A 23,705-nucleotide genomic window follows, 5' to 3' on the forward strand; every position below is an offset into this window, starting at 1 on the left:
GGAACCACATCTATGCGCGCAAGCCATTGTTCGGACTCATGTCCGCTCTCACGCCGATTCACGAAACCTGGAAAAACGACAACCTCATCCGCGACACCGCCAGAAGCCTCAGCATAGCTGCGAAGAAGAGCGCATGGGTCGCGCCATCCGCGCGCCAGACGGCTTCAGAAACAACCGACTCCCCTGAATCTACCGCCTCCGAGACTGCCCGAACTCCTGTCGATCCGAGGGGAGGACGCCGATGATCATCTCTCTCCTCAACCAGAAGGGCGGCGTCGGCAAGACGACGCTGGCGCTGCATCTCGCTGGAGAACTGGCGCGGGGCGGCAAGCGCGTCACCCTGATCGACGCCGATCCGCAAGGCTCTGCCCTCGACTGGTCGCAGCAACGCGCGCGTGAGGGCCTGCCGCGTGCCTTCGGCACGGTCGGCCTGGTGCGCGATACGCTGCACCGTGAGGCCCCCGAACTCGCCCGCGATGCCGATCATATCGTCATCGATGGGCCTCCGCGCGTCGCCGGCCTCATGCGCTCCGCGCTGCTCGCCGCCGATCTCGTGCTGATCCCGGTGCAGCCATCGCCGTTCGACGGCTGGGCCTCGGCCGAGATGCTCGCCCTCCTGGCGGAGGCGCGTATCTATCGCCCGCAACTCGTCGCCCGCTTCGTTCTCAACCGCTGTGGCGCCCGCACCGTCATTGCCCGCGAGACGGCCGAGACGCTGGCGGACCACGATCCTCCGCTGCTCGCCAGCACCATCGGTCAGCGCGTCGTCTTCGCCGACGCCGCGCAGTCCGGGCGGCTCGCCAGCGAGATCGACCGCCAATCTCCTGCCGCCCGTGAGATCGCCGCGCTCACCGCCGAGATCGAAGGGCTGGGCATCGGGAGGGCCGCACGATGAGCGTTCTCACCGGCGACTGCCGCGAAGAAATGCCCTGGCACGCACCCTACGACATGATCATCGCCGATCCGCCCTATGGCGACACTTCGCTCGCCTGGGATCGGCGCGTCGAGGGCTGGGTCGCGCTGGCGCGCGCCGCCCTCAGGCCGACCGGCTCGCTCTGGGTCTTCGGCTCGCTGCGCAGCTTCATGGCGACGGCCGACCGCTTCGCCGATGCCGGCTTGCGGATCGCGCAGGAGATCGTCTGGGAAAAGCAGAACGGCACCGGATTTCATGCCGACCGCTTCAAGCGGGTGCATGAGCTGGCCGTCCAGGTTTATCCGGCAGAGACCGCCTGGCGTGACATCTACAACGACGTCCAGACCACGCCCGACGCCACCGCGCGGACGGTTCGCCGCAAGCAACGTCCTCCCCATACCGGCCAGATCGACGCTGGCCATTATGTCAGCCATGACGGTGGGCCGCGCCTCATGCGGTCGGTCATCTACCTGCGCAACTGCCACGGCCGCGCGATCCATCCGACCGAGAAACCGTCGGCGCTGCTGGAAATCCTGATCCGCACGAGTTGCCCGGAAGGCGGGCTGGTCGGCGATTGGTTCGCGGGCTCTGGTGCGGCCGGGGAAGCCTGCCGGCTTTCCGGCCGGCGCTATCTCGGCTGCGAGATCGACCCCGACATGGCCGAGCGGGCGCGGGCGCGCATCGCCGCCGTGCTGCCGTTCCATGACGGAGCTTCGTCATGACGGAGCGCAACGGGAAGCGCGGCTTTGCCGCCCGTCCGGTCGATCCCGATGGTTGGATCCGGGCCGGTGACACGCCGCCGGAACGCAGCGGCGATGCCGCGGTCTATTCCGCCCGCCTGACGATCGACATCACGCCCGAGCTTCGCGGGCGGATCAAGATCGCTGCGATCAGGCGCGGCGGCACCGTCACCGACATGCTGCGCGAATTGCTCGCGCGCGAATTTCCCGACACATCAGGAGAGCGCTCATGATCGGCGCCGCAGCCCATGAAGATGATCTGACCCGCGTGGAGCTGACGTGGGTGGAAAAGAAGATCGAATACTGGATCAGGTTCGGCCACGAGGCGGGAACACAGATTCTCGACCGCAACCGCCGCATCGTTTCCTTCCGTCCCGGCGCCGTCTTCGCATTCGTCCGCTGGGCGGCGAACGACTACGGCACCGTGATCTCGCGGATCGACATCGTGCGAACCGTCGCGCCCGGCTGCGCCTATCAGACGCTGCCCTTCGTGCGCCCCGGCGGCGAAATCCTGCTGAAGGTCGAAAGCTGGCCGAAGGTCGAGGACGTGCTCCGCCATGTCGACGGCATCGAGACGCTCGGCGTCGATCCCGCCGAGGCCGATCCCGATCACTGGCGCCATGTCGCCCACTGGATGAACGCAGGCGAGATCCCGCGTCCCTACACGACCAAGCGCCATCTGGCATGGCTCCGGCGCCGGGAGATCGGGGAATGAACCGCTCCGGCTATGTCATCGTGACGGCCGCGGCCACGCTCGGCATCGCCATTGCCGGACTTGTTCCGACCGCGCCAAGGCTGGTCTGGAACGCATCGGCCAGCGTGCCGGTCGGCTTCTACACGGTATCCCCGGCAGAACGGATCGAGGTGCCGGATCTCGTCGCCGTCATGCCGCCCGAACCGTTCGCCTCCTTCATGGTCGAACGCGGCTATGTCGGCCGTGACGTGCCAATCCTGAAGCACGTCGTCGGTCTGCCGGGTCAGCGGGTGTGCCGCGACGGCCGAGCCATCACGGTGGACGACGTTCCGCTCGGCGAGGCCCGCGACCGCGACAGCCGTGGCCGCGACCTGCCGGTCTGGCGGGGCTGCCGGGTGATCGCCGACGGCGAACTTTTCCTCATGAACCTCGAAGCTGCCGACAGCCTCGACGGCCGCTACTTCGGCCCGTTCTCCGCCGCGGCGGTGATCGGCCGGGCCACCCCGCTTTTCACCGACGAGGATGGCGACGGCCGCTTCGTCTGGCGCGCGCCGATGCGGTGACGGCGCGTCCATAGCGGGGCGTGCGAACGGCCCGCGTCTTCTCCACCGCGTAGGAAAGGAACCTTCAATGCCACAGATCGGGCAATTCACCCGCACCCCGTCCGGCTATTCCGGGCGTGTGCGCACGCTCTCGCTCGACGTCGAACTGACATTCGTTCCCACCGAGAACACGGATGCCGAGAACGCGCCCGCCTATCGCATTCACCTCGGAGATGATAACGGGCCGGAAGTCGGCGCGGGCTGGAAACACTCCGGCGAACGCGCGGGTACCTTCATCTCCGTGCTCCTCGATGATCCCGTCTTCGAGCAGCCGATCCGCGCCCGCCTGTTCCAGTCGGACGAAGACGGCCGCGACTGGGGCCTGCACTGGACCCGCCAGAAGAAGCGCGACGACCAGGAATGATCATGAACACTTCCTGTCCTCGCCCCGCCACCGGGAGATGCGGCGTCCATCGCCGCATTCTCCTCCTTCTTCTTTCCGGCCTCTTCAGCTCAGCAATCGCGACGTCGCCCGCTCTGGCGCAGACCGCCGTGCCGGATCGCGGGGGCGCCGCGCATCCGCACGCCGCGCATATCACTGAGGCATCGCAGCGTTTCGGCATCCCGGCGATATGGATCGCCGCAGTCATGCGGGCGGAAAGCGCGGGCGATGTGCGCGCCGTTTCCTCGGCGGGCGCAATGGGCCTGATGCAGGTCATGCCCGATACCTGGGCGGAACTGCGCATCCGCTATCGCTTAGGTCGCGACCCCTATGATCCGCGCGACAACATCCTCGCGGGCACGGCCTATCTGCGCGAGATGTGGGACCGCTACGGCAATGTCGCCGCGATGCTGGCGGCCTACAATGCCGGTCCCGGCCGCTACGACCAATACCGCCTGGCAGATCGTCCGCTGCCGGCCGAGACGCGCGCCTATGTCGCTTCGCTTGCGCCGGCTCTGCTCGGCGAAGCGCCTTCGGGCTCCGCTTCCGTTGCGCCCTGGCCGCTCGACTGGCGTGAGGCGGCGATCTTTGTGGTCCGCGAAAATGATGCTTCCGCCGCCGATCCGGCGTTGCCCGATCGCGCGCCGAATGACGTCCCTTCGCCCCTTCCGGCGACACCCGACGCCCTCACGGCCTTGCAGCCGGAGGGCCTCTTCGTCGCCCGCAATGCCGGTGGGGACCGGCCATGAGCGGCTCCGCGGTTTCTCGCACTGCATCGGGCTCCGGCGCATCATGGAGGGTGCGGGCGGTGGCGGCAGGCACCACGACCGAAGGATGGCGAGATAAAAGGCCGCACGGTGCGGCTGTGGCGGGCGGTTGTTTTTGTTCAGGTTTCCGGCGCGTCCCGCACCGTGCGGCGCTGGCGCGCACCGTGCGCTGCGCGCTCCTCTTCCTGATTTTCCTTGATGATTTGCACCGTGCGGGGGCGCCCCATGTCCGATGACAACGAGTTCCGCATCCGTCCGGGCCGTATCCGCTCGACCCGCGCGCAACAGGCGAGGCCCTTTGTCGCCCAGGCGCTCGCCGCCGCCCAGAAAGCCGGCGGACGCGTCTCGCGCTCCGGCAAGATCACCTCGGGCAACCGCTCACGCTTCGGGCGCGGTCAGCGCGCCAGCATCCAGGCCAACCGGCTTCTCACCGGACGCTCGCGCATCGCCGTCATCAAGACCCGCGTGGTTCGCCAAACGGCACGCTCGGCTCCGCTCGGCGCACACCTTAATTATCTGCGCCGCGATGGCGTGACCCGCGACGGGGAAAAGGCGCGGATGTTCGGCCCGGAAAGGGACGACATGGATGTCGGCGCTTTCGCGGAAAAGTGCCAGGACGACAGGCATCATTTCCGCTTCATCGTCTCGCCCGAAGACGCGGTGGACATGGCCAATCTGAAGGATCACGCCCGCGAGCTGATGGGGCAGATGGAGAAGGATCTCGGCACGCGCCTCGATTGGGTCGCCGTCGATCACTGGAACACCGACAATCCCCATATCCATATCATCCTGCGCGGCCGCACCGACGATGGCCAGGACCTGGTGATTTCCCGCGACTACATCAAGGAGGGCATGCGCGCCCGTGCGCAGGATCTGGTCACGCAGGAACTCGGGCCCCGCACCGATCTGGAGATCCACCGCAATCTGGAGCGGCAGGTCGAGGCGGAACGCTGGACGCAGCTCGACCGGCAGCTTGTGCGCGACGCCGGCAAGTCCGGCATCATCGACCTTGCCCCGCTTCCCGACCGCCAGCCGGACGAGTTTCATACTCTGAAGGTGGGGCGGCTGCGAACCCTTGAAATCCGCGGGCTTGCCGAAGAGATCGGCCTCTCGCAATGGTTCATCAAGCCCGAAGCCGAAGCGGTCCTGCGTGAACTGGGCGAGCGCGGCGACATCATCAAGCGCATGCACCGTGCCCTGACCGAACGCGGCATCGAACGCGGCTCGGCCAGCTATGTCCTCGCCGGCGAAAGCCTTGACGTTCCCGTCATCGGCCGCCTGGTCGAGCGCGGCCTCGACGACGAGTTGAAGGGCACCGCTTATGCCGTGGTCGACGGCACCGACGGGCGGACCCATCACATCAAGCTGCCGCATCTCGACGCCGCCGGCGACAGTCCGCCCGGTTCCATCGTCGAGTTGCGATCCTGGGAGGACCCGCAGGGGCAGCGCCGCGTCGCGCTCGCCGTCCGCGCCGATCTCGATCTTGGTGCGCAAGTCGGCGCCTCGGGCGCGACCTGGCTCGACCGGCAGGCCATCGCCCGCGATCCGATCGCGCTGTCGGACAGCGGTTTCGGCGCTGAGGTCCGTCAGGCTCTGGACGAACGCGCTGAACATCTGATCGGCGAGGGCTTTGCCGAGCGGCAGGGCGGTCGCGTCGTCTTCGCGCGCCGGCTGCTCAGCACCTTGCGCCAACGCGAACTCGACAACCTCGGCGAGAAGCTCGCAACCGAGACCGGCATGTCCTTCGAGCGCGCAGCCAGCGGCGAATATGTCGCCGGCTCCTATCGCCAGCGTTTCGCGCTCGCCTCCGGCCGCTTCGCCATGATCGACGACGGCCTCGGCTTCCAGCTCGTGCCCTGGTCGCCCTCTCTCGAAAAACAGATCGGCCGTCACGTCTCCGGCGTAGCCCGCGATGATGGCGGCGTAGATTGGGACTTCGGGCGCAAGCGCTCCCTCGGCCTTTAGCCTCAACCAGAAAGGACCATCGCAATGTCCGCGACCAAGATCCTCTGGGGACAGATCACCATCGTCTTCCTCATCATCCTCGCCACCACCTGGGGCGCGACCCAGTATGTCGCCTCGAGCCTCGGTTATCAGGCGCAACTCGGGCCGCCCTGGTTCGTGATGTTCGGCGTGCCGATCTATTATCCGCCCGCGATCTTCTGGTGGTGGTATTTCTACGAAGCCTATGCGCCGCCGATCTTCGCCAAGGGCGGGATCATCGCGGCATCGGGCGGCTTCATCGCCATTGCCGTCGCCATCGGCATGTCGGTCTGGCGGGCGCGCGAGGCGAAAAACGTCGCCACCTATGGCTCGGCGCGATGGGCCGGGAAAGGAGAGATCAAGGCGGCGGGCCTGCTCGATCCCGATGGTGTTGTTCTCGGCCGTTACGAGAAGGACTATCTACGCCATGACGGGCCGGAGCATGTCCTGTGCTTTGCCCCGACACGTTCGGGCAAAGGCGTCGGCCTCGTCGTCCCGTCGCTGCTGACCTGGCCGGGGTCGGCCATCGTCCACGACATCAAGGGTGAGAACTGGCAGCTCACCTCCGGCTTCCGCTCGCAGCACGGCCGCGTGCTGCTCTTCGACCCGACCAACCCGAAATCCTCGGCCTACAATCCGCTGCTGGAAGTGCGCCGCGGCGAGTGGGAGGTGCGCGACGTCCAGAACATCGCCGACATCCTCGTCGATCCGGAAGGCAGTCTCGACAAGCGCAACCATTGGGAAAAGACCAGCCATTCGCTGCTGGTGGGCGCCATCCTGCATGTGCTTTACGCCGAACCCGACAAGACCCTGGCAGGTGTGGCCAAATTCCTGTCCGATCCGAAGCGCCCGGTGGATTCCACGTTGCGCGCCATGATGAAGACCGCGCATCTGGGCGAAGCGGGGCCGCACCCGGTCGTTGCCAGCGCCGCGCGCGAGCTGCGCAACAAGTCCGAGAACGAGCGCAGCGGCGTGTTGTCGACGGCGATGTCGTTTCTCGGCCTGTATCGCGATCCGGTCGTGGCCGAAGTCACACGCCGCTCCGACTGGCGCATCAGCGATATTGTGGGAGGCGATCAGCCGGTCACGCTTTACCTCGTCGTGCCGCCCTCCGACATCAACCGCACCAAGCCGCTGATGCGATTGCTGCTCAATCAGATCGGCCGTCGCCTGACCGAAGACCTGCAGGCGAACGCCGGGCGGCATCGGCTCCTTCTGATGCTGGACGAGTTTCCGGCGCTGGGCAGGCTCGATTTCTTCGAGACCGCGCTGGCTTTCATGGCCGGCTACGGTCTGAAATCATTCCTGATCGCGCAGTCGCTGAACCAGATCGAGAAAGCCTACGGGCCGAACAACTCGATCCTCGACAACTGCCATGTCCGCGTCAGCTTCGCCACCAACGACGAGCGCACGGCGAAACGGGTGTCGGATGCGCTCGGCACCGCCACCGAGATGAAGGCGATGAAGAACTATGCCGGCCATCGCCTGTCGCCCTGGCTCGGGCACCTTATGGTCTCGCGCTCGGAAACCGCGCGCCAGTTGCTGACGCCGGGCGAGATCATGCAGCTTCCCCCACATGAGGAGATCGTCATGGTGGCGGGCATCCCCCCGATCCGGGCGACGAAGGCGCGCTATTACGAGGACGCCCGGTTTCGCGAGCGCGTTCTGTCACCGCCTGAATTGAAAGGTCCCGAAGAAACGCGGCCCGACGACTGGACCAAGCTTCCGATCCCGGCGCGACCGGAAGGCGCCACGGATCACGGCGACCAGAGAACCAATGACGAAGATCCGACCGAATCCGAACGCCGATTGCAGCCTGAACTCAGCCGCGTAAAGCCCGTGGAGAAGAAAAAGCCCCTCGAGAACGAATTCGAGATCGCGCCGCCCGATGAAGTTGAGGAAGAGGCCATGCAAAATCGGCGCATGATCCGCCAGGTGCAGGGCATTGCCCGGCAGGTTGCCATGGACCCGAACGACGGCATGGAGCTGTAGCGCCATGGCCAATCTCCGGAAGAAGAAAAAACTCACCGTCTATCTGGACCCCGATGTCGAAAAAGCCCTGACCGAGTTTGCCGCGCGGCGGGACCGGTCGCAGTCGATGATCGGCGAGGCGGCCATCGCCTCATTCCTGTCTCCCGACGATGCCGAACGCCGAGAGGCGATAATCGCCAAGCGCCTCGATCGACTCGATCGCCGCATGGACCGGCTTGAACGAGACGTCGGCATCGCCGTCGAAAGCCTGGCGGTCTTCATCCGCTTCTGGGTCAACACCACACCGGCCTTGCCTGAGCCGGCGGCAAAGGCCGCGAAGGCCAAATCAGCGGAGCGATACGAGGCGTTCATCACCGCGCTCGGTCGCCGCCTCGCACAGGGACCGAAGCTGCGGCAGGAGGTGTCGGAGGATGTGACGGATCAGAGAGTTGAATTTGGCCGCCTTAGTCGTTGACACGAGTTCCCGCTCCCGGTTGGCTGAGCAGTAACAAGGATCCGCCGGAAGCGGCCTTCGCGACTGTCGCGGTCTTTGGGATTTTCGCGAATTATCCTAAGGTGATGGCTGTATATTCACTCGACTTTGGAGGAACAGCCTTGAGACTTGCCATTGCCAGCCTGTTCGCCATCGGTCTCGCCGTCCCTGCCTTCGCCCAGACGGAACCGCCCGCAGATTTTGACGAAGCCGCATGGCAGGCCGAATGGGACGCGGGCGACACGGATGGCGACGGCAAGCTGAGCCGGGAAGAGGCGAAAGCCGGGAATCCGAACATGACCGATGAAGTCTTCGACCAGATCGACACCGATGGCGACGGTTTCATCAGCCCCGCGGAAGACAAGGCCGCGCTCTTCGAAGCACGCGGCAAAACCACAAATGAATAGGGTATGGGCGGGGGCTTTTGGCGCAACGGTGTTTGTCGCGGCAGCATCCGTGGCAGGCGCGGAGGCGCCCACGTCCGCCAGACCGGCCGGGTTGCCTGAGAACTATGTTCCTGAAATCCCCTCGCATGAGATGGAGCCGGACACCGGCCCGCTTTCGGCCGCCCTACAGGAGCGTTTCCGCGACCGTATCGCCGGTATCTTCATCGAGCGCGAGCCCGATTTCCATGTCGTCGTCAGGCTAACGGGAGACCGGGATGCGGGCACGCTTCAGTACCAATTGGGCGAAGATCGGGTGCGTGTCGAAGTCCTGACAGGCGCATCCCATACCGTCGATCAACTGGTCGCCGCGTTGGATGACCGCCAGATGATTACGCGCGTTCTTCCCGATGGCTACGGCGGATATGTCGATGAGCGCACCGGATATGTGGTTCTTACGGTTCTCCCCGGAACAGAGCTTGCCGGTGGCAGCGAAGCATCCCTTTCGGCTGCTTTGGGCGTGCCGATCCGCATCATCGAAGGGGAACCCGCTACAATCGGTCCAGCACCACAGCAGCGGGAAGAGCGGTAATCCATTGCGGCCCGGATTCCGGGCCGCGACGTGTCGCAAAAATCAGTCGCACAATTTTGACTTTCGCACGCGACATTTGCGACAGAAATTCCCCTGAAAATTCAACGTTGGCCTGACCTGCTACAAAAATCAGGGATCTTCGTGACGGCTTCTCAAAACTTATCGTTGCTTCCCGCTTCTCCTTTGATCGGCCCCCATAACAGCGCGACGAGGGCGAGATTGGCGATGGCGAGAGCTGCCAGCGCCACAAGAGTTTGATCGGTGCCCCCGACCGAAAGCAGGATCGCACCCACGGTTGGGCCGGCAGCTTGGGCGACGAGACTGGGCCGGGCAAGCCGCCCCATGATCGGCGCATAGCGGGAAGGTCCGAACAGGGCGAGCGGGAGCGCACCCTTGGCGATCGAGAAGATGCCATTGCCGGCCCCGTAGAGGATGAGCGACAGGCCGATGATGAGAAAACCTGCCGCGAGCATCGTCACCCCTGCCGCGCTCAGGACGGAGGCGGCCGCGAGTGTCCAGAAGGGATGATGCCTCCCCCCGCTCGCCATTTCGCCAATTCGGCCGGCGACTTGGGCCGGGCCTATCAGCGCGCCGAGGGCTACAGCTTCGCCCAGCGACAGCCCGCGTTGCTGCAACAGGGTCAGCAGATGCACCGATATGATGGTGACGCCCAATCCGGCCAGCACCACGATCGCCATCATGATCAGATAGGCCCGGCGCTCATGGTCGCGCAGCTTGATCGCAGGAGCTTGGTCTTTGCCACCGATCGGCCTGGGCTTGCCGTTGCTCGGAAGGACCAGCAGCACGAGCGGCAGGCAGATCGCGAGATGAATGCCGGCATAGGCCATGCAGGCCCCGCGCCATCCCAGATGCTCCAGAAACAAGGCCGAGAGCGGCCAGCAGACCGTGCTTACGAAGCCGCCCCACAAGGTCAGTGTAGTGATGGCGGATCGCGCGGAACGGCCATAATAGCCCCCGAGCGTGGCAAATGCCGCATCATAAAGGCCGGCCCCCATGCCGATACCGAGCACGATCCATCCGGCGACGAATACCCATAGGGACGGCGCAGCCGCAAGGATGACGAGGCCGGCAGCGAACAGCAGGCAAGCCAGAGCAAGGATGGGACGCCCGCCGTGCTGGCCAATGGCGTCACCCACGCGCGGGGAAACGACGCCGGCCGCGAGCAGGCCAATGGAGAGAGCGCCGACGATCCATGAAAGCGGCCAACCCGTATCGGCCGCGATCGGGGCGGCGAGAACGGCGAGCAGGTAATAGGAGCTGCCCCATGCAAATATCTGTACGATGCCGAGCGCGGAGATGACGGGCCACCTTCTCGCGTCGGGAGACAGGCCCGTTTGAGCCGGCAGGTTTGTCGTCACCGGACGCGCTTGAGCGCCATACGCTCTTCCAGCTTTTGGGCGGTTTCCTTGCGCTCGCTGTAGCGGTCGGTGAGGTAAGGAGCGACGTCGCGGGTCAGAAGCGTGAACTTCACCAGTTCCTCCATCACATCGACCACCCGGTCGTAATAGGATGAAGGCTTCATTCGACCCGCTTCGTCGAACTCCTGATATGCCTTGGCGACCGAGGACTGGTTGGGGATGGTGATCATCCGCATCCAGCGGCCGAGGACGCGAAGTTGGTTGACGGCGTTGAAACTCTGCGAGCCGCCAGAGACTTGCATCACGGCCAATGTGCGGCCCTGGGTGGGGCGAACTGCGCCAACCGCGAGCGGTATCCAGTCGATTTGCGCCTTGAGGACTCCGCTCATGGCACCGTGACGTTCGGGGCTGGTCCAGACCTGCCCTTCGGACCATTCCGAAAGTTTCCGAAGCTCCTGCACCTTCGGATGATCAACGGGCGCACCATCAGGCAGCGGCAGGCCGTGCGGATCGAACACACGGGTTTCCGCGCCGAAGTGGTTGAGGAGCCGTTCGGCTTCGAGCGTGAGCAGCTTGCTATAGGAGCGTTCACGCAACGAGCCGTAGAGCAGGAGAATGCGCGGCGGATGAGCAGAGGGCGTCGTTCGTAGGCGTTCAGCCGATGGGCTGTCGAGCACCGCGCGGACCACATTAGGAAGGTCGGAAACCGTCATGGCTTGGCCTCGGCCGGAACGGCAACGGGCGTCCCTTTCTCGGGAAACCACTTCGCGCCGAGCCTGAGCGCGACATGAACGAGCAGGATCAGTGCGGGCACTTCCACGAGCGGGCCGATGACGGCGGCGAAGGCCACCGGCGATGCGAGACCGAATGCCGCGATGGCGACCGCGATGGCCAACTCGAAATTATTGCCGGCAGCGGTGAAGGCGATGGCCGTGGTGCGCGGATAATCCGCCTCGATCAGCCGGCCCATCGCGAAGCTGATGAGGAACTGGATGACGAAATAAAGCGCCAGGGGAATGGCTATGCGCAGGACATCGAGAGGCAGCGACACCACGTCCGCGCCCTTGAGGCTGAACATGGCGACAATGGTGAACAGCAGCGCGGCTAGCGTTATGGGGCTGATGCGCGGCAGAAATTCGTGCTCATACCAGCCCGCGCCTTTGCGAGCGATGAGGATGCGGCGCGTCAGGAACCCGGCGAGGAAGGGAATGCCGAGATAGATCAGCACCGCTTCGGTAATGGTCCAGAAGCTCACGTCTATGACGCTGCCCTCAAGGCCGAAGAGGGGTGGCAAGACGGAAAGGAAAAACCACGCATAGGTGGAGAAGAACAGAATCTGGAATATCGAGTTGAAGGCAACCAGACCGGCGACATATTGATTGTCGCCGCGCGCGAGTTGGTTCCAGACCAGCACCATAGCGATGCAGCGGGCGAGTCCGATCAGGATCAGTCCTGTCATGTATTCCGGGTGGTCGCGCAGGAAGATCACGGCCAGCGCGAACATCAGCGTCGGGCCGATGATCCAGTTTTGTACCAGCGAAAGGATCAGCACTCGCTTGTCGGAAAAGACCCGGTGCAGTTCTTCGTAGCGCACCTTGGCGAGCGGCGGATACATCATCAGGATCAGGCCGATGGCGATCGGTATGTTGGTGGTGCCGACCGACATGGCGTTGAGAGCTTCCGGCAAGCCGGTGAATATCGTGCCCAGCACGACGCCGAGTGCCATCGCGGCGAAAATCCACACCGTCAGATAGCGGTCGAGGAAACCAAGGCGGGAAGCTGGCTTGAGGGAAGCCATCAGTATTCTCCAATCGCAGGCTGAAAGTCAGGCGGAAGCAACGCGCCGTCCATGTTCGTCAATGATCCGCTCGCCATCCTCTTTGACGAACTCGCCCCGTTGTGGGGGCAGCAGATCAAGAACGGCTTCGGACGGTCGGCAGAGCTTGACCCCTTGGGGGGTGACGACGAGGGGGCGATTGATGAGGATCGGGTGCGCCATCATGGCGTCGAGCAATGCGTCATCGCTCAATTCTGGATCGCCAAGGCCGAGGTCGGCATAGGGCGTTCCTTTCTCCCGCAAGATCGAGCGGGCCGTCAGGCTGGCGCGCTCGATGAGTTGCGCGAGCAGCGCCCGTGAGGGCGGGGTTTTCAGATATTCGATGATATGCGGCTCGACGCCGGAATTGCGGATCAGGCCGAGCGTATTGCGCGAGGTGCCGCAATCGGGATTGTGGTAGACAATGACATCCATGGATTGCCTCACGCCGCGCCAGAGCGGGGCGAGGCTGCCCCTTCGGATTGACCGATTTCGTTGAGCTTCATATTGAGCGACGATTTATCGAGGCTGGCGACGGGCAAGGCCACGAAGACCGAAATCCGGGTTTTCATGTAGCGAAACGCCGTGACAAAAGCCGCCATGCGCTGAATCTCGGTGCCCTCGACGGTGGCGGGGTCTTCGATACCCCAATGCGCGGTCATCGGCTGGCCCGGCCAGACCGGACAGGCTTCGCCGGCCGCGTTGTCGCAGACGGTGAACACGAAATCCATCACCGGCGCGTCGGGGCCGGAGAATTCTTCCCATCCTTTCGATCGGAAGCCTTCAGCCGGGTAGTCGTAGCTTTCGAGTACCTTCAGGGCGAGCGGGTTCACTTCGCCTTTGGGCTGGCTTCCAGCCGAATAGGCCCGGAAGCGACCCGCACCATCCTTGTTCAAGATGCTTTCGGCAAGGATCGAGCGGGCGGAATTTCCGGTGCAAAGAAACAGCACGTTGAAGATTCTATCGGAGTGATTGGCCATAGGCTCAGGCATGGGTGACGCCTTTCGTCGGTTTGCAGCAGGACAGCGCGGCGACTGCCGGGTTGCACACGTCCGGGTGGCCTTGGCAGCAATCGCGCATGAGAAATTCGAGCAGGCCGGACAGCGCCGGATAGGAGGCGCTGTAGATGATCGAGCGCCCGTCGCGCCGCGACTCGATGAGGTCGGCTTGTTCAAGGTGGCTCAGGTGGAAGGACATGCGCGACGACGATGCGCCGTCCATCGCTTCCCCGATCGCGCCGGCCGGCATCCCTTCCGGGCCGGCCGTCACCAGCAGGCGCACGATGCGCAGCCGGGTTTCCTGCGAGAGCGCCGCGAAGGCAGAGAGGGCTTGCTTTTCGTTCATGTATGCCTCAACATCTCAAGAGTAGTTGAATCATGGATACACGGACATGAACGCTTACGCCAGCCCCTTAATCACAGAATTTCCTGATGTTGCCTCGCTCGGGGCGATCCTCGATATTTTGGAGGGCCATGCCGACAAGGTTCTTGTGCTCGCCTATGGCGACGGGCAGCAGGTGCAGGCCGGCTATCACATCACGGAGGTCAAGGCCGGTTCCTTCGTCACGCTCGATTGCGGCGGCAATCCCGATGCGTGGCGGGAGACGGTCTTGCAGGTCGAGGATATTCCCCCGACCGAAGGCAGCATGCCGATGACCGTCGCCAAGTTCCGGTCAATCTTGGGAAAGGTCGGCAGCAGGGTCCAGCTTGACACGGACGCGCGGTTGACATGGGAGGTGAGCCGGCCCGGTGAGCCGATGCAGGTCTATGACGGGGCCGGAATCGAGATCGAGAAAGACCGGACGATTGTGCGTCTCAGCCCGCGCCCCGCAATCTGCAAGCCGAGGCATCGCGCGCAGCAGACGAGAGCGTCTGCCTGCTGCGGCTAAGCCCGCCCGAGCCATTGCCATGTCGCACTACTTCTAAAGCCCGCTACGTTGCAGGTTCCGGGAATTTTGCGGCGATAGTTTCGGATAGCTGGCGAGGACTTCTGTTCATGCAGCCTTTGTTTTGCCTCGTGCCAGAACGCTCTCCACCAGCAAAAGCCCGACCCCACAGACAATCGCCACGTCGGCAAGGTTGAAGGCGGGCCAATGATAGCTGCCAATGTAAAAATCCAGGAAATCCGCCACCGCACCCTGCCGCAGCCGGTCGAGCAGATTGCCGAGCGCCCCCCCAACCACGAGCCCGAGGGCGGATGCCGTCAGGCGGCTGTCGCTTCGATGGATCCAGACAAGGAGGCCAGCGACTATAGCGAGCGTGAACGCCATCAGGAGCCAAGCCGGCGCCTGGCCGAACAATCCGAAGCTCACGCCGGTATTGAAGCCGAGCACGAGATTAAAGAAGCCGGTGACGGGGATGACCTGAGGCGGGTTCATAACATGGTTCAGGACCCACCACTTCGTCGCCTGATCAAGGAAAAATCCGCCAAGGGCGATGGGAAGGCCGAGCCTGAGCATGTCCAAATGTCCTTTAAACTCCGGCTTAGCCGATCCGGCCGAGGGCCGGGAAAGTCTGGAGCAGCCATATCGCAAAGCTGGTTAGATGGCCGGTGATCATGGCGATGCCCATCACCACCATCACCCCACCAGCGACGATTTTGAGCACCCGGCCAGTACGGCGCATCGACATCATCCGCGCCATGAACCCGCGCATGAACAAAGCGGCCAAGATGAAAGGGAGGCCAAGGCCGAGCGAGTAGACGGCGAGCAGCGTCGTTCCGCTTGCGACCGTGGCGTTGGCGGCGGACAGGGTCAGAATCGCGCCCAGCACTGGTCCGATGCAGGGAGTCCAGCCGAACGCGAAAGCGAGACCGAGGAGATAAGCCGCGCCGGCGCTTCCGCTGCCCGGATTGGCATGGAACCGCGCTTCACGATTGAGCCAGGGCATTGGTACGAGGCCTGTCGTGAACAGACCGAAGAGGACGACGATTACGCCTCCGATCAGGTTCGCTTCGAAAAGATACATGCGCAGGAGCCGGCTCAACACGGTTGCGCTGGCCCCAAGGAGGACGAACACGGTCGTAAAGCCGAGCACGAAGCAGAGGCTGAGGCCGAGAGTTCGGCTTGCCGCCTTGAATTCGGCATCGGCCGCAGTGCCATCCGGGCTAATCGTGCGGCCTGCGACGTAGGAGATATAGCCCGGCACCAGCGGAAGGACGCAGGGCGACAGGAAGGATACGACACCTGCGGCGAAAGCCGTCGCTATTCCGATACTGGAGAACTCCATCAGCCAATCTCGCCCGCCAGGCGGCGGAGCTTCTGCAATCGAATCTCACGCGGCTCGTGCATGTCGAGCGTGCCGACGAATTGGCTCTCGGCATCCATCAGGTAAACGCCGGCGGTATGATCCATTGTGTATTCGCCCCCTTCCAGAGGCACTTTTCGCGCATAGGCCGCAAAGGCCTTCACCACAGCGTCCGTTTCCTGTCGATTTCCCCGCAGTGCGAGGATGCGGTTATCAAAGGCTGTCATGTACTGAGCCAGCAATTCTTGTGTGTCCCGTTCGGGATCGACGGTGAAGAACAGGACGTTGAACTGGTCGGCCACCGGCCCGAGCTCGTTCATGAGATCGCTCAGTTCATAGAGCGTCGTCGGGCACACATCGGGACAATGGGTGAAGCCGAAGAAGGCGAGATAAGGCTTTCCGGCCAGCGCAGCATTGTCGATCGTTTCGCCTCGATGGGATGTGAGCTGGAACGGGCCGCCGATGGCTGCCGTGCCTGTCGAGGACGCGACCGCCACGGTTTGCTGTTGCCAAGGCTTGGATACGGACAGGCCGATGAAAAGCCCGCCGACAGCGGCGACGGCAACCCATGCAACAAGGCGGAAAAGTTTGACGCCGCTCATTGGACAGCCTCTCCGTGTCCGTCATGTTCGTTCGCAGATTCCGGACGAGCGCCCATGTTCTGCACAACGAACTCAACGTCGATCGCACCGGCCTGCTCGAACACAAGAGTCGCGGCAAACCGCTCCCCATCCTTCAAAGGGCGCGATGGCTTCAAGAACATGATGTGCATACCGCCAGGTTGAAGCTCGACGGTCTCGCCAGCTCCAATTTCGATGCCATTTTGCACAGGCCTCATGCTGGCAACCCCATCGCTCACGGTCGACTCATGGATTTCCACCCGGTCTGACAGAGGTGATGAGATTGAAACCAGGCGATCGGCCATATCGCCATCGTTTGTCAGCGTCAGATAGCCGCCGGCTACCGGCGTGACCGGCGGAGTCGCGCGTGACCACGGGTGATTGATGGTGATCGAACCAGCTTGGAAGTCGTGACCCACAGCAGGAGAGATCGACACTGCAAGGGCAAGGAAGGCGGCGGATAGGGCTCGCAAACTAGTCATGTTCCTTTTCTCCTTTTCCAGCTTCGCCGGCCTTCTCAAGGATTTCGAAGCCGCTTCTGACAACGACTACAACCACACCCAAGCCAATGATCAGATCCGGATAAGGCGAATTGAAAAGAATTACTGCAAGACCAGAAACAGCGATCGCCGAGTTCACGAGCATATCGTTTGTCGTGAATATCCATGAGGCTTGCAGATGCACGCCACTTTCCCGATGTGATTTCAGGAACCACATGCAGATCATATTCGTAAGCGCGCTCGCGATTGCCACGGCGATCATGACCGGCCCGATCGGATCGGAGCCAGTGAAGAAGCGTCGGCCAACCTCAAACAGAAGCAAACCGGCGAATACTATCAGGAGCATACCCGACAGCCGCGCAACGCGAACCTTCGCCGCCAAACCGCGACCTACGACGAAAAGGCTGATGGCGTAGACACCGGCATCGCCAAGATTATCGAGTGCAGAGCCCATCAATCCTGTTGACTGAGCCCACCAACCTAATCCTCCCACAATGGCTGCCTGGGCAGTATTAATCGCAAGTACCCATGCGAGCGCCCATTGTTCGCTCTTCTCGGATGAATTGGCACTGCCCTGGGACTGATTACTCATAAATTATACCTCGGCTTTCTTGGCGAGAAGTGGAAGCCGCGACCTGCATGTGCGCACTGTTCAAGCTCATTTGTCGCGGGTGCCGCGCCAGGTCAGCAGGCGCAGCGCATTGGCCGTAACGAGGACAGTAGCGCCCGTATCGGCGAGGATGGCCATCCAGAGCGTGGTAATGCCGAATAGAGTCGTCACGAGGAAGACAGCCTTCAGACCAAGCGCTATTGCGATGTTCTGCCAGATATTGCCGAGCGTCGCCTGCGACAATCCGATGAGATCAGCGATACCCGTCACCCGGTTTCTGAGCAGCGCGGCATCAGCGGTTTCCAGCGCGACGTCGGTGCCCGCACCCATGGCAACGCCAACGGAGGCAGCAGCGAGCGCCGGAGCGTCGTTGATACCGTCTCCCACCATGGCAATCGGTCCATCAGCCCTGAGGCGGCCGATCTCGGCGAGCTTGGCGTCGGGCAGAAGTTCGGCGCTCGCCTCAAGGCCGAGATGAGCCGCAATGGCGTCGGCCGTGCGCTTGTTGTCGCCGGTCAGCATCAGAGGGCGCACGCCGCGATCTGTCAGCCGCTTCACACCTTCGATAGCGTCGTCGCGCGGCTCGTCGCGCAAGGCGATCAATCCCTCGATGGTCTTGCCCTTGATGAGCACGACGACCGTCTTGCCCTGGCTCTCCAGCCCGGTGATCGTGTCAACGATGCTCTCTTCGAGGCCCGTTTGTTCGGCGGCGTGACGGGGAGACCCGACCGAAGCGAAGCCGTCCTTCAACCGCGCTGTGACCGCTTTGCCGGGTGTGGCAACGCCGCCCCCGAAGGTGGCGGGCAGTTCGAGCCCCCGCACCTTTGCCGCCTCCACGATTGCAATCCCGAGAGGATGGCTGGTGCTGCGCTCGACGGCCGCCGCGATGGCAAGGACGGAGTTCTCATCACCATTGATCGGCACAATGTCCGTCACCTGGGGGTGGCCACGCGTCAGCGTTCCCGTCTTGTCGAAGGCAACGGTTACGACCTTGCCAAGTGTTTCCAGCGTCGCGCCGCCCTTGATCAACAGTCCCTGACGCGCACCGGCGGCAAGACCCGAAGCAATAGCCGCCGGTGTGGAAATCACGAGCGCGCAGGGACAAGCAATCAGCAACGTCGCGAGACCCCGATACACCCATGTCATCCAGTCACCGCCGAAGGCGAGCGGCGGCACGACAACGATCAGAGCCGCGACGACCATCGCGCCCGGCGTGTACCAGCGGCTGAAACGGTCGATCATACGCGCCGTCGGGGCCTTTGATTCCTGGGCTTCCTCGACCATGTGGATGATACGGGCGATGGTGTTGTCGGCCGCGACATGGCTGATCGACACCCGCAACTCGCCATTTGCATTGATGCTGCCGGCATAGACGTTTGCGCCGGCTTCTTTCAGCACGGGCACGGATTCGCCTGTCACCGGGGCCTCATCGACCTCAGAAACGCCGTCAATCACCGTGCCGTCAGACGGCACACGGTCACCAGGCCGAACAACGACAACATCACCGACGGCCAGATCTTCTGCGGCGACCTTCTCAACAACACCATCACGCTCGCGGAACGCGGCCCGAGGCACGAGATCGATCAGTGCTTCAATGCCAGCGCGCGCACGGCCGGCCGCCACGGTTTCAAGCAATTCGCCCACTGCGAACAGAAAGATCACGACAGCAGCTTCTTCGGCCTCGCCGATGGCGACCGCGCCGAGTGCCGCGACCGTCATCAGCGTCTCGATGGTGAAGGGGGAGCCGGACATCGCGCCGGCGACCGCCCGCCTCGCGAACGGGATGATGCTGATCAATGCAGCGCCCGAGTATAGCCATTGCTCCGATTCGGGCAGGACACGCGCGAGGGCGAAGGCAAGGATGAACAACGCGCCGGTAAGGAGCACAAGCCGACCCTTGCTGCCTTTCCACCACGCCTCCGTGCTGCGTTTCCGAGGTGGGCTCGCCTTTGCCTCGGTCTGCTCGATCACTGGTGTGTAGCCGAGCGCTCGGATCTTTTGCTCAATGGTGCCGAGAGCCGTACGGTCCTCATCCAGTTGCAATGCGAGCGTCTCGTTGGCGTAGCTGACATGAATGTCGCTAACGCCCGGCAGGCGTTGCATCACCGTTTCAATTTTCAACGCGCAGGAGGCGCAGTCCATGCCTTCTACACGCAGTCTGTAAGGGCTCGCTGCCGCCATGATGTCACCTCGACTTTCCCGATGTGACATTGTAGATAGACCCTGTAGTAACTATAGGGTCAAGAGATGAACGACAGAATTCTGATGATCGGCCAATTGGCTAGACGAACGGGGACCAAGGTCGAGACGATCCGGTTCTACGAGAAGAACGGTCTCCTGCCCGCACCCTCGCGTACCGATGGCAACTACCGTGCATATGAGCCGGGCCACCTCAACCGCCTCAGCTTCATCAGGCGTGCGCGCGAGCTTGGTTTCTCGCTCGATCAGATCAGGGAGTTTCTCAAGCTGGCCGACGATCGTTCGCAGTCCTGCGCGGCGATTGATGCGATTGCAAAGGAGCACCGGAAGGAAGTCGAGCGAAAAATCGAAGACCTAACTGCGCTCAAGTCGGAACTGGACAGGATGATAGACCAGTGTGGATGCGGGCTGGTCGCAGATTGTAGGATAATAGAGAGCCTGTCTCCGCTGCCAGCCAGAACCTAATGACTGCTCACCGCAGCGCCGGGCCTCTCGATGCCAAAATCTTTGCGGCGATCGGTGACGTAATCATCTGGATCACAGCGAAGAAGGCGGCAGGCACGGCGATTTCCGAGGGCAACCCGGACGCCGCTACGAACGCCGCCGCAATGGAGAACTCCTTTTTGCTCACCGTGAACAGGTAGGCGATCAGCTCTTGCCGGTCGGCCACAAAGACTTTTGCGATGGACCCGACCGCATAGCCGATCAGGTTCAGCGTGAGCGCGGCCAGCGCGATTAGGAGGGCGAACCAGCCATAGCCGAGGATTGTTTCGGCGTTTGGACCCACGACCGCCAGAAGCAGGAGCAGGTAGAGCACCGAACCAAGAGAGGGATAGAGGCCATCGTGTCGGCCGACCGCTTCCGGGTATCGCGTGGGTAGGTAGACCCCGATCACGGTCGGCAGCACCACGATCAGCACTAATTCCATGATGATCGCCCCGATGGGAACTTGCAGCTCGATTCCGGTGAGAAGCAGGAACAGGATCGGCACGATGAAGGGCGAAAGCACTGTGTTGACCGCATTGAGGACCGCCGCGAGGGCGACATTGCCGCGTGCGAGCAGGACCAGCAACGGAGCGGAAACGTCAGTCGGCAGAGTGCCGACAAGGGTTTGACCGGCGGCCAGCGGCCCAGAGCCGAAGAACAGCCGCCCGGTGAGCCATCCGGCGAGCGACATGGGACCATAGACGAGGCCAAGCGCCCAAAGCTGCCGGCTCGGCTTCCGGAAAACCAGCTTCACGGCGTGAGCGTCGAATGTCAGGCTGATGACCAGCATCAGCAATGCCAGAAGCGGGCTTATGCCGCTTTCAAGGACCATGCCGAGCGAAGGGACGAGCAGGCCAAGCGCGGCCGTTACAACGGCCAGCAGCAGGAGATTGTTTTCAACAAAGGCGAGGGCTTTCTGCATCGGCAGTCCTATTCGCAGCGGATCGTACCGGTTGGGCGGCCCTCGCATTTCGCGAACAGGGCAATCGCTTGATCGCAATATTTGCAGTGACCTTGGCAGCAGTCGTGCATGAGGAAGGCGACGAGATCGGAGAGCGCCGGCCAGTTGGCGCTGTAGATGATCGACTTGCCATCTCGCCGCCCCTGCACGAGTCCGGCACGCTCCAGTTCCTTGAGATGGAAGGAGACGCGCGACGGCGGCGCATCATCGAGCGCGCCGGCGATGGCACCAGCGGCCATGCCGTCAGCCCCCGCGACGACCAACATGCGGATTATCCGCAAGCGGTCCTTGTGAGAGAGCGCGGCGAAGCCCGCGAGCGCGTCGTTTTCGTCCATATCATTTCAACGTTTCATGTTTTGTTGAAATTATTGCTTATAGATGGAGCGCGCGCGCCTCAATCTCGCGCAATTCCTGAAACCCGCAATAGATCGGCTGCACCCGGAAAGTCGCGGCTATTCGTTTCACAAGACTTTATCGCAAGTGCTAAGCCACTTGCGACATGATTTCCGAGAGCGGACCACCTGGGGCGAACGTCGGCTCGGTCCCGGCGAGGCGGCCTGACGCCACGGGCCGGTCGAATCAGTCGAGAGCATGCCGGTGTGCCTGCAGATCATCCGACTGGTCAGGCACACCGCCGTTCTCCTGTAATTTTATCCCACACTACTACGACGACCGAAACTTGTTGAAACGACCTGTTTTGTGTCTCTTTTAGTGATCCCCATCCGGGGATCGTCTCTCGCCTCCCCGGTGGAACGGGGACGAGATGCCAGGCATCAACCACAAACAGGCAAATGTGGACCGCGGCGCGCGCATGCTCCGGACAGCGCTCGGGCCTGCCATCTCAACCCTGCTGCAAGACCCGTCTGTCGTCGAGGTCATGCTGAACCCGGACGGACGCATCTGGGTGGACCGGCTGTCCGAAGGGTTGGCCGATACGGGCGAAATACTGTCCGCCGCTGACGGTGAGCGCATCGTGCGGCTGGTCGCCCACCATGTCGGCGTCGAAGTCCATGCGCGCAGCCCGCGCGTCTCGGCCGAACTGCCCGAAACCGGCGAGCGCTTCGAGGGGTTGCTGCCGCCGGTCGTGTCCGCACCCGCCTTCGCCATCCGCAAGCCCGCGGTCGCAGTATTCACGCTAGACGACTATGTGGCCGCCGGCATCATGTCCGCCGATCAGGCGGAAACGCTCCGCGCGGCCGTCGCGTCCCGCGCCAACATCCTTGTCGCAGGCGGCACGTCCACCGGTAAAACGACGCTGACCAATGCGCTGCTCGCCGAGGTGGCGAAGACGCAGGATCGGGTCGTCATCATCGAGGACACCCGCGAACTGCAATGCGCAGCGTCGAATCTCGTGGCGATGCGCACCAAGGATGGTGTCGCCACCTTGTCGGAACTGGTGCGGTCTTCGCTGCGCCTGCGTCCGGACCGCATTCCGATCGGTGAGGTGCGCGGCGCCGAGGCGCTCGATCTCCTCAAAGCCTGGGGCACCGGCCATCCGGGCGGCATCGGCACCATCCATGCTGGTTCCGGCATCGGCGCCCTGCGCCGCCTCGAACAACTCATCCAGGAAGCCGTCGTCACTGTGCCGCGCGCGATGATCGCGGAGACCATCGACCTCGTGGCCGTCCTCGCTGGCCGCGGCTCCGCGCGCCGGCTGGCCGAACTTGCCTGCGTCGAAGGGCTCGGCCCCGACGGCGATTACCGGATTTCCCTCGCTTTTCCCGACACCTCAATCCCTCACGTTCCAGGAGAACCTGCATGATCCGTTGCGCCGTTCGTATCCGTCATCATCTGGCGACCGCCGCCGCCTTCACCTGGGCGAGCCTGATGACTGCCCCCGCCCAAGCGTCTGGCTCCTCCATGCCCTGGGAAGCGCCGCTGCAATCCATCCTTGAATCCGTCGAAGGCCCGGTGGCCAAGATCGTGGCAGTGATCATCATCATCGTCACCGGCCTGACGCTCGCATTCGGCGATACCGGCGGCGGCTTCCGTCGCCTCATCCAGATCGTCTTCGGTATCTCCATCGCCTTCGCGGCGTCCAGCTTCTTCCTCTCGTTCTTCAGCTTCGGCGGCGGAGCGCTGGTCTGATGGCGGTGAGTTTCGAGGCGCTCGACGCGGTTCCGGGATTCAGTGTGCCGGTTCACCGCGCCCTGACCGAACCGATCCTGCTTGGCGGAGCGCCACGCTCCGTCGCGATCCTCAATGGCACGCTGGCCGGAGCCGTGGGCCTCGGCCTCCAGCTCTGGCTGGCCGGCATCCTGATCTGGGCCGTCGGTCACATCGCCGCCGTCTGGGCCGCCAAGCGCGATCCGCTCTTCGTCGAGGTCGCGCGCCGCCACCTCCGCATCCCCGGTCATCTTTCGGTGTGA

Annotated in this window: 31 protein-coding genes and 1 pseudogene; 18 read left to right on the forward strand and 14 right to left on the reverse strand. The window is 63.3% G+C overall.

Annotation, left to right across the window (positions count from 1 at the left end):
- The 13 genes and pseudogenes from FHS81_RS18770 to FHS81_RS16165 all read left to right on the forward strand — a co-directional run.
- A pseudogene (locus tag FHS81_RS18770) lies at window positions 1–245 on the forward strand (hypothetical protein); the annotation flags it as partial.
- Complete coding sequence (gene parA, locus FHS81_RS16110) at window positions 242–895, forward strand: ParA family partition ATPase (protein WP_037092218.1); 654 nt, start codon at window positions 242–244, stop codon at window positions 893–895. The pseudogene FHS81_RS18770 and the gene parA, both read left to right, overlap by 4 nt.
- Complete coding sequence (locus FHS81_RS16115; protein WP_183754642.1) at window positions 892–1,635, forward strand: DNA-methyltransferase; 744 nt, start codon at window positions 892–894, stop codon at window positions 1,633–1,635. Before parA ends, FHS81_RS16115 begins: the two co-directional genes overlap by 4 nt.
- On the forward strand, window positions 1,632–1,886 hold the full coding sequence (locus tag FHS81_RS16120) for a hypothetical protein (protein ID WP_037092216.1): 255 nt from the start codon (window positions 1,632–1,634) through the stop codon (window positions 1,884–1,886). Before FHS81_RS16115 ends, FHS81_RS16120 begins: the two co-directional genes overlap by 4 nt.
- Window positions 1,883–2,368 (forward strand): DUF2840 domain-containing protein, encoded by a 486-nt coding sequence (locus tag FHS81_RS16125; RefSeq protein WP_037092215.1) that lies wholly within the window; start codon window positions 1,883–1,885, stop codon window positions 2,366–2,368. The genes FHS81_RS16120 and FHS81_RS16125 overlap by 4 nt, the downstream gene beginning before the upstream one ends.
- Window positions 2,365–2,910 (forward strand): S26 family signal peptidase, encoded by a 546-nt coding sequence (locus FHS81_RS16130; RefSeq protein ID WP_037092214.1) that lies wholly within the window; start codon window positions 2,365–2,367, stop codon window positions 2,908–2,910. The genes FHS81_RS16125 and FHS81_RS16130 overlap by 4 nt, the downstream gene beginning before the upstream one ends.
- 67 nt (window positions 2,911–2,977) lie before the next feature.
- The gene (locus tag FHS81_RS16135) at window positions 2,978–3,313 is read left to right on the forward strand and encodes a DUF736 domain-containing protein (protein ID WP_037092213.1); all 336 of its coding nucleotides are present in this window, start codon (window positions 2,978–2,980) and stop codon (window positions 3,311–3,313) included.
- A gap of 2 nt (window positions 3,314–3,315) precedes the next feature.
- Window positions 3,316–4,080 (forward strand): lytic transglycosylase domain-containing protein, encoded by a 765-nt coding sequence (locus FHS81_RS16140; protein WP_210251061.1) that lies wholly within the window; start codon window positions 3,316–3,318, stop codon window positions 4,078–4,080.
- Between the two features lie 243 nt (window positions 4,081–4,323).
- Entirely contained in the window at window positions 4,324–6,063 is a 1,740-nt protein-coding gene (locus FHS81_RS16145) for a relaxase/mobilization nuclease domain-containing protein (protein ID WP_037092212.1), read from the forward strand.
- A gap of 24 nt (window positions 6,064–6,087) precedes the next feature.
- The gene (locus FHS81_RS16150) at window positions 6,088–8,073 is read left to right on the forward strand and encodes a conjugal transfer protein TraG (RefSeq protein WP_012092636.1); all 1,986 of its coding nucleotides are present in this window, start codon (window positions 6,088–6,090) and stop codon (window positions 8,071–8,073) included.
- Between the two features lie 4 nt (window positions 8,074–8,077).
- The gene (locus FHS81_RS16155) at window positions 8,078–8,527 is read left to right on the forward strand and encodes a ribbon-helix-helix domain-containing protein (RefSeq protein ID WP_012092637.1); all 450 of its coding nucleotides are present in this window, start codon (window positions 8,078–8,080) and stop codon (window positions 8,525–8,527) included.
- Between the two features lie 140 nt (window positions 8,528–8,667).
- Window positions 8,668–8,952 (forward strand): EF-hand domain-containing protein, encoded by a 285-nt coding sequence (locus FHS81_RS16160; protein ID WP_036749074.1) that lies wholly within the window; start codon window positions 8,668–8,670, stop codon window positions 8,950–8,952.
- On the forward strand, window positions 8,945–9,520 hold the full coding sequence (locus tag FHS81_RS16165; RefSeq protein WP_028034399.1) for a hypothetical protein: 576 nt from the start codon (window positions 8,945–8,947) through the stop codon (window positions 9,518–9,520). Before FHS81_RS16160 ends, FHS81_RS16165 begins: the two co-directional genes overlap by 8 nt.
- Window positions 9,521–9,672: 152 nt before the next feature.
- Here the strand turns inward: FHS81_RS16165 and FHS81_RS16170 are convergent, their stop codons facing one another.
- From FHS81_RS16170 to FHS81_RS16195, 6 genes are read right to left on the reverse strand one after another with little or no spacing between them, the layout of a single operon-like run.
- On the reverse strand, window positions 9,673–10,869 hold the full coding sequence (locus FHS81_RS16170) for an MFS transporter (protein WP_210281783.1): 1,197 nt from the start codon (window positions 10,867–10,869) through the stop codon (window positions 9,673–9,675).
- A gap of 26 nt (window positions 10,870–10,895) precedes the next feature.
- On the reverse strand, window positions 10,896–11,612 hold the full coding sequence (arsH, locus tag FHS81_RS16175) for an arsenical resistance protein ArsH (protein WP_012092640.1): 717 nt from the start codon (window positions 11,610–11,612) through the stop codon (window positions 10,896–10,898).
- A complete protein-coding gene (gene arsB / locus FHS81_RS16180; RefSeq protein ID WP_012092641.1) occupies window positions 11,609–12,697 on the reverse strand; it encodes an ACR3 family arsenite efflux transporter in 1,089 nt (362 codons plus the stop codon). The genes arsH and arsB overlap by 4 nt, the downstream gene beginning before the upstream one ends.
- A 27-nt stretch (window positions 12,698–12,724) precedes the next feature.
- Complete coding sequence (arsC, locus tag FHS81_RS16185; RefSeq protein ID WP_012092642.1) at window positions 12,725–13,150, reverse strand: arsenate reductase (glutaredoxin); 426 nt, start codon at window positions 13,148–13,150, stop codon at window positions 12,725–12,727.
- 8 nt (window positions 13,151–13,158) lie between these two features.
- Entirely contained in the window at window positions 13,159–13,695 is a 537-nt protein-coding gene (locus FHS81_RS16190) for an arsenate reductase ArsC (protein WP_034658503.1), read from the reverse strand.
- Window positions 13,696–13,699: 4 nt separating this feature from the next.
- Complete coding sequence (locus FHS81_RS16195; protein WP_012092644.1) at window positions 13,700–14,059, reverse strand: ArsR/SmtB family transcription factor; 360 nt, start codon at window positions 14,057–14,059, stop codon at window positions 13,700–13,702.
- 46 nt (window positions 14,060–14,105) lie between these two features.
- Here FHS81_RS16195 and FHS81_RS16200 point away from each other — a divergent pair, with 46 nt between their 5' ends.
- Window positions 14,106–14,603, forward strand: a complete 498-nt coding sequence (locus tag FHS81_RS16200; protein WP_012092645.1) for a DUF6428 family protein — start codon at window positions 14,106–14,108, stop codon at window positions 14,601–14,603.
- A 105-nt stretch (window positions 14,604–14,708) separates the two neighbouring features.
- On the opposite strand, the gene lspA is transcribed toward FHS81_RS16200, so the two are convergent.
- The 6 genes from lspA to FHS81_RS16230 all read right to left on the reverse strand — a co-directional run bounded on the left by lspA (window position 14,709) and on the right by FHS81_RS16230 (window position 19,871).
- Window positions 14,709–15,173 carry a signal peptidase II gene (gene lspA / locus FHS81_RS16205; protein ID WP_012092646.1) on the reverse strand — a complete coding sequence of 155 codons (465 nt, stop codon included), beginning with the start codon at window positions 15,171–15,173 and terminating at the stop codon, window positions 14,709–14,711.
- Between the two features lie 25 nt (window positions 15,174–15,198).
- Window positions 15,199–15,942 carry a cytochrome c biogenesis CcdA family protein gene (locus FHS81_RS16210; RefSeq protein ID WP_012092647.1) on the reverse strand — a complete coding sequence of 248 codons (744 nt, stop codon included), beginning with the start codon at window positions 15,940–15,942 and terminating at the stop codon, window positions 15,199–15,201.
- Window positions 15,942–16,562, reverse strand: a complete 621-nt coding sequence (locus FHS81_RS16215; protein WP_012092648.1) for an SCO family protein — start codon at window positions 16,560–16,562, stop codon at window positions 15,942–15,944. The genes FHS81_RS16210 and FHS81_RS16215 overlap by 1 nt, the downstream gene beginning before the upstream one ends.
- A complete protein-coding gene (locus FHS81_RS16220; protein WP_028034400.1) occupies window positions 16,559–17,062 on the reverse strand; it encodes a copper chaperone PCu(A)C in 504 nt (167 codons plus the stop codon). The genes FHS81_RS16215 and FHS81_RS16220 overlap by 4 nt, the downstream gene beginning before the upstream one ends.
- Window positions 17,055–17,672, reverse strand: a complete 618-nt coding sequence (locus FHS81_RS16225) for a cation efflux transmembrane domain-containing protein (protein ID WP_012092650.1) — start codon at window positions 17,670–17,672, stop codon at window positions 17,055–17,057. The genes FHS81_RS16220 and FHS81_RS16225 overlap by 8 nt, the downstream gene beginning before the upstream one ends.
- A gap of 66 nt (window positions 17,673–17,738) precedes the next feature.
- Window positions 17,739–19,871, reverse strand: coding sequence for a heavy metal translocating P-type ATPase (locus FHS81_RS16230; protein ID WP_028034401.1), 2,133 nt, complete (start codon window positions 19,869–19,871; stop codon window positions 17,739–17,741).
- A 66-nt stretch (window positions 19,872–19,937) separates the two neighbouring features.
- Between FHS81_RS16230 and FHS81_RS16235 the strand changes: the two genes are divergently transcribed.
- Window positions 19,938–20,354: a MerR family transcriptional regulator gene (locus FHS81_RS16235; protein WP_012092652.1), complete on the forward strand. Its 417-nt coding sequence runs from the start codon at window positions 19,938–19,940 to the stop codon at window positions 20,352–20,354.
- 7 nt (window positions 20,355–20,361) lie between these two features.
- Here FHS81_RS16235 and FHS81_RS16240 read toward each other — a convergent pair whose 3' ends face one another.
- Both FHS81_RS16240 and FHS81_RS16245 read right to left on the reverse strand, forming a co-directional pair.
- Window positions 20,362–21,297, reverse strand: a complete 936-nt coding sequence (locus FHS81_RS16240; RefSeq protein ID WP_183754646.1) for a bile acid:sodium symporter family protein — start codon at window positions 21,295–21,297, stop codon at window positions 20,362–20,364.
- 8 nt (window positions 21,298–21,305) lie between these two features.
- Window positions 21,306–21,671 carry an ArsR/SmtB family transcription factor gene (locus FHS81_RS16245; protein WP_012092654.1) on the reverse strand — a complete coding sequence of 122 codons (366 nt, stop codon included), beginning with the start codon at window positions 21,669–21,671 and terminating at the stop codon, window positions 21,306–21,308.
- 428 nt (window positions 21,672–22,099) lie between these two features.
- Here FHS81_RS16245 and trbB point away from each other — a divergent pair, with 428 nt between their 5' ends.
- Genes trbB through FHS81_RS16260 form a run of 3 tightly spaced genes read left to right on the forward strand, consistent with a single transcriptional unit; the run spans window position 22,100 to window position 23,705 of the window.
- Window positions 22,100–23,098: a P-type conjugative transfer ATPase TrbB gene (trbB, locus tag FHS81_RS16250; RefSeq protein ID WP_012092655.1), complete on the forward strand. Its 999-nt coding sequence runs from the start codon at window positions 22,100–22,102 to the stop codon at window positions 23,096–23,098.
- Window positions 23,095–23,424 (forward strand): TrbC/VirB2 family type IV secretion system protein, encoded by a 330-nt coding sequence (locus FHS81_RS16255; RefSeq protein ID WP_012092656.1) that lies wholly within the window; start codon window positions 23,095–23,097, stop codon window positions 23,422–23,424. Before trbB ends, FHS81_RS16255 begins: the two co-directional genes overlap by 4 nt.
- Window positions 23,424–23,705 (forward strand): VirB3 family type IV secretion system protein, encoded by a 282-nt coding sequence (locus tag FHS81_RS16260; protein WP_012092657.1) that lies wholly within the window; start codon window positions 23,424–23,426, stop codon window positions 23,703–23,705. Before FHS81_RS16255 ends, FHS81_RS16260 begins: the two co-directional genes overlap by 1 nt.

This window comes from Pseudochelatococcus contaminans (genome assembly GCF_014195635.1).
GTDB lineage: Bacteria > Pseudomonadota > Alphaproteobacteria > Rhizobiales > Beijerinckiaceae > Pseudochelatococcus > Pseudochelatococcus contaminans.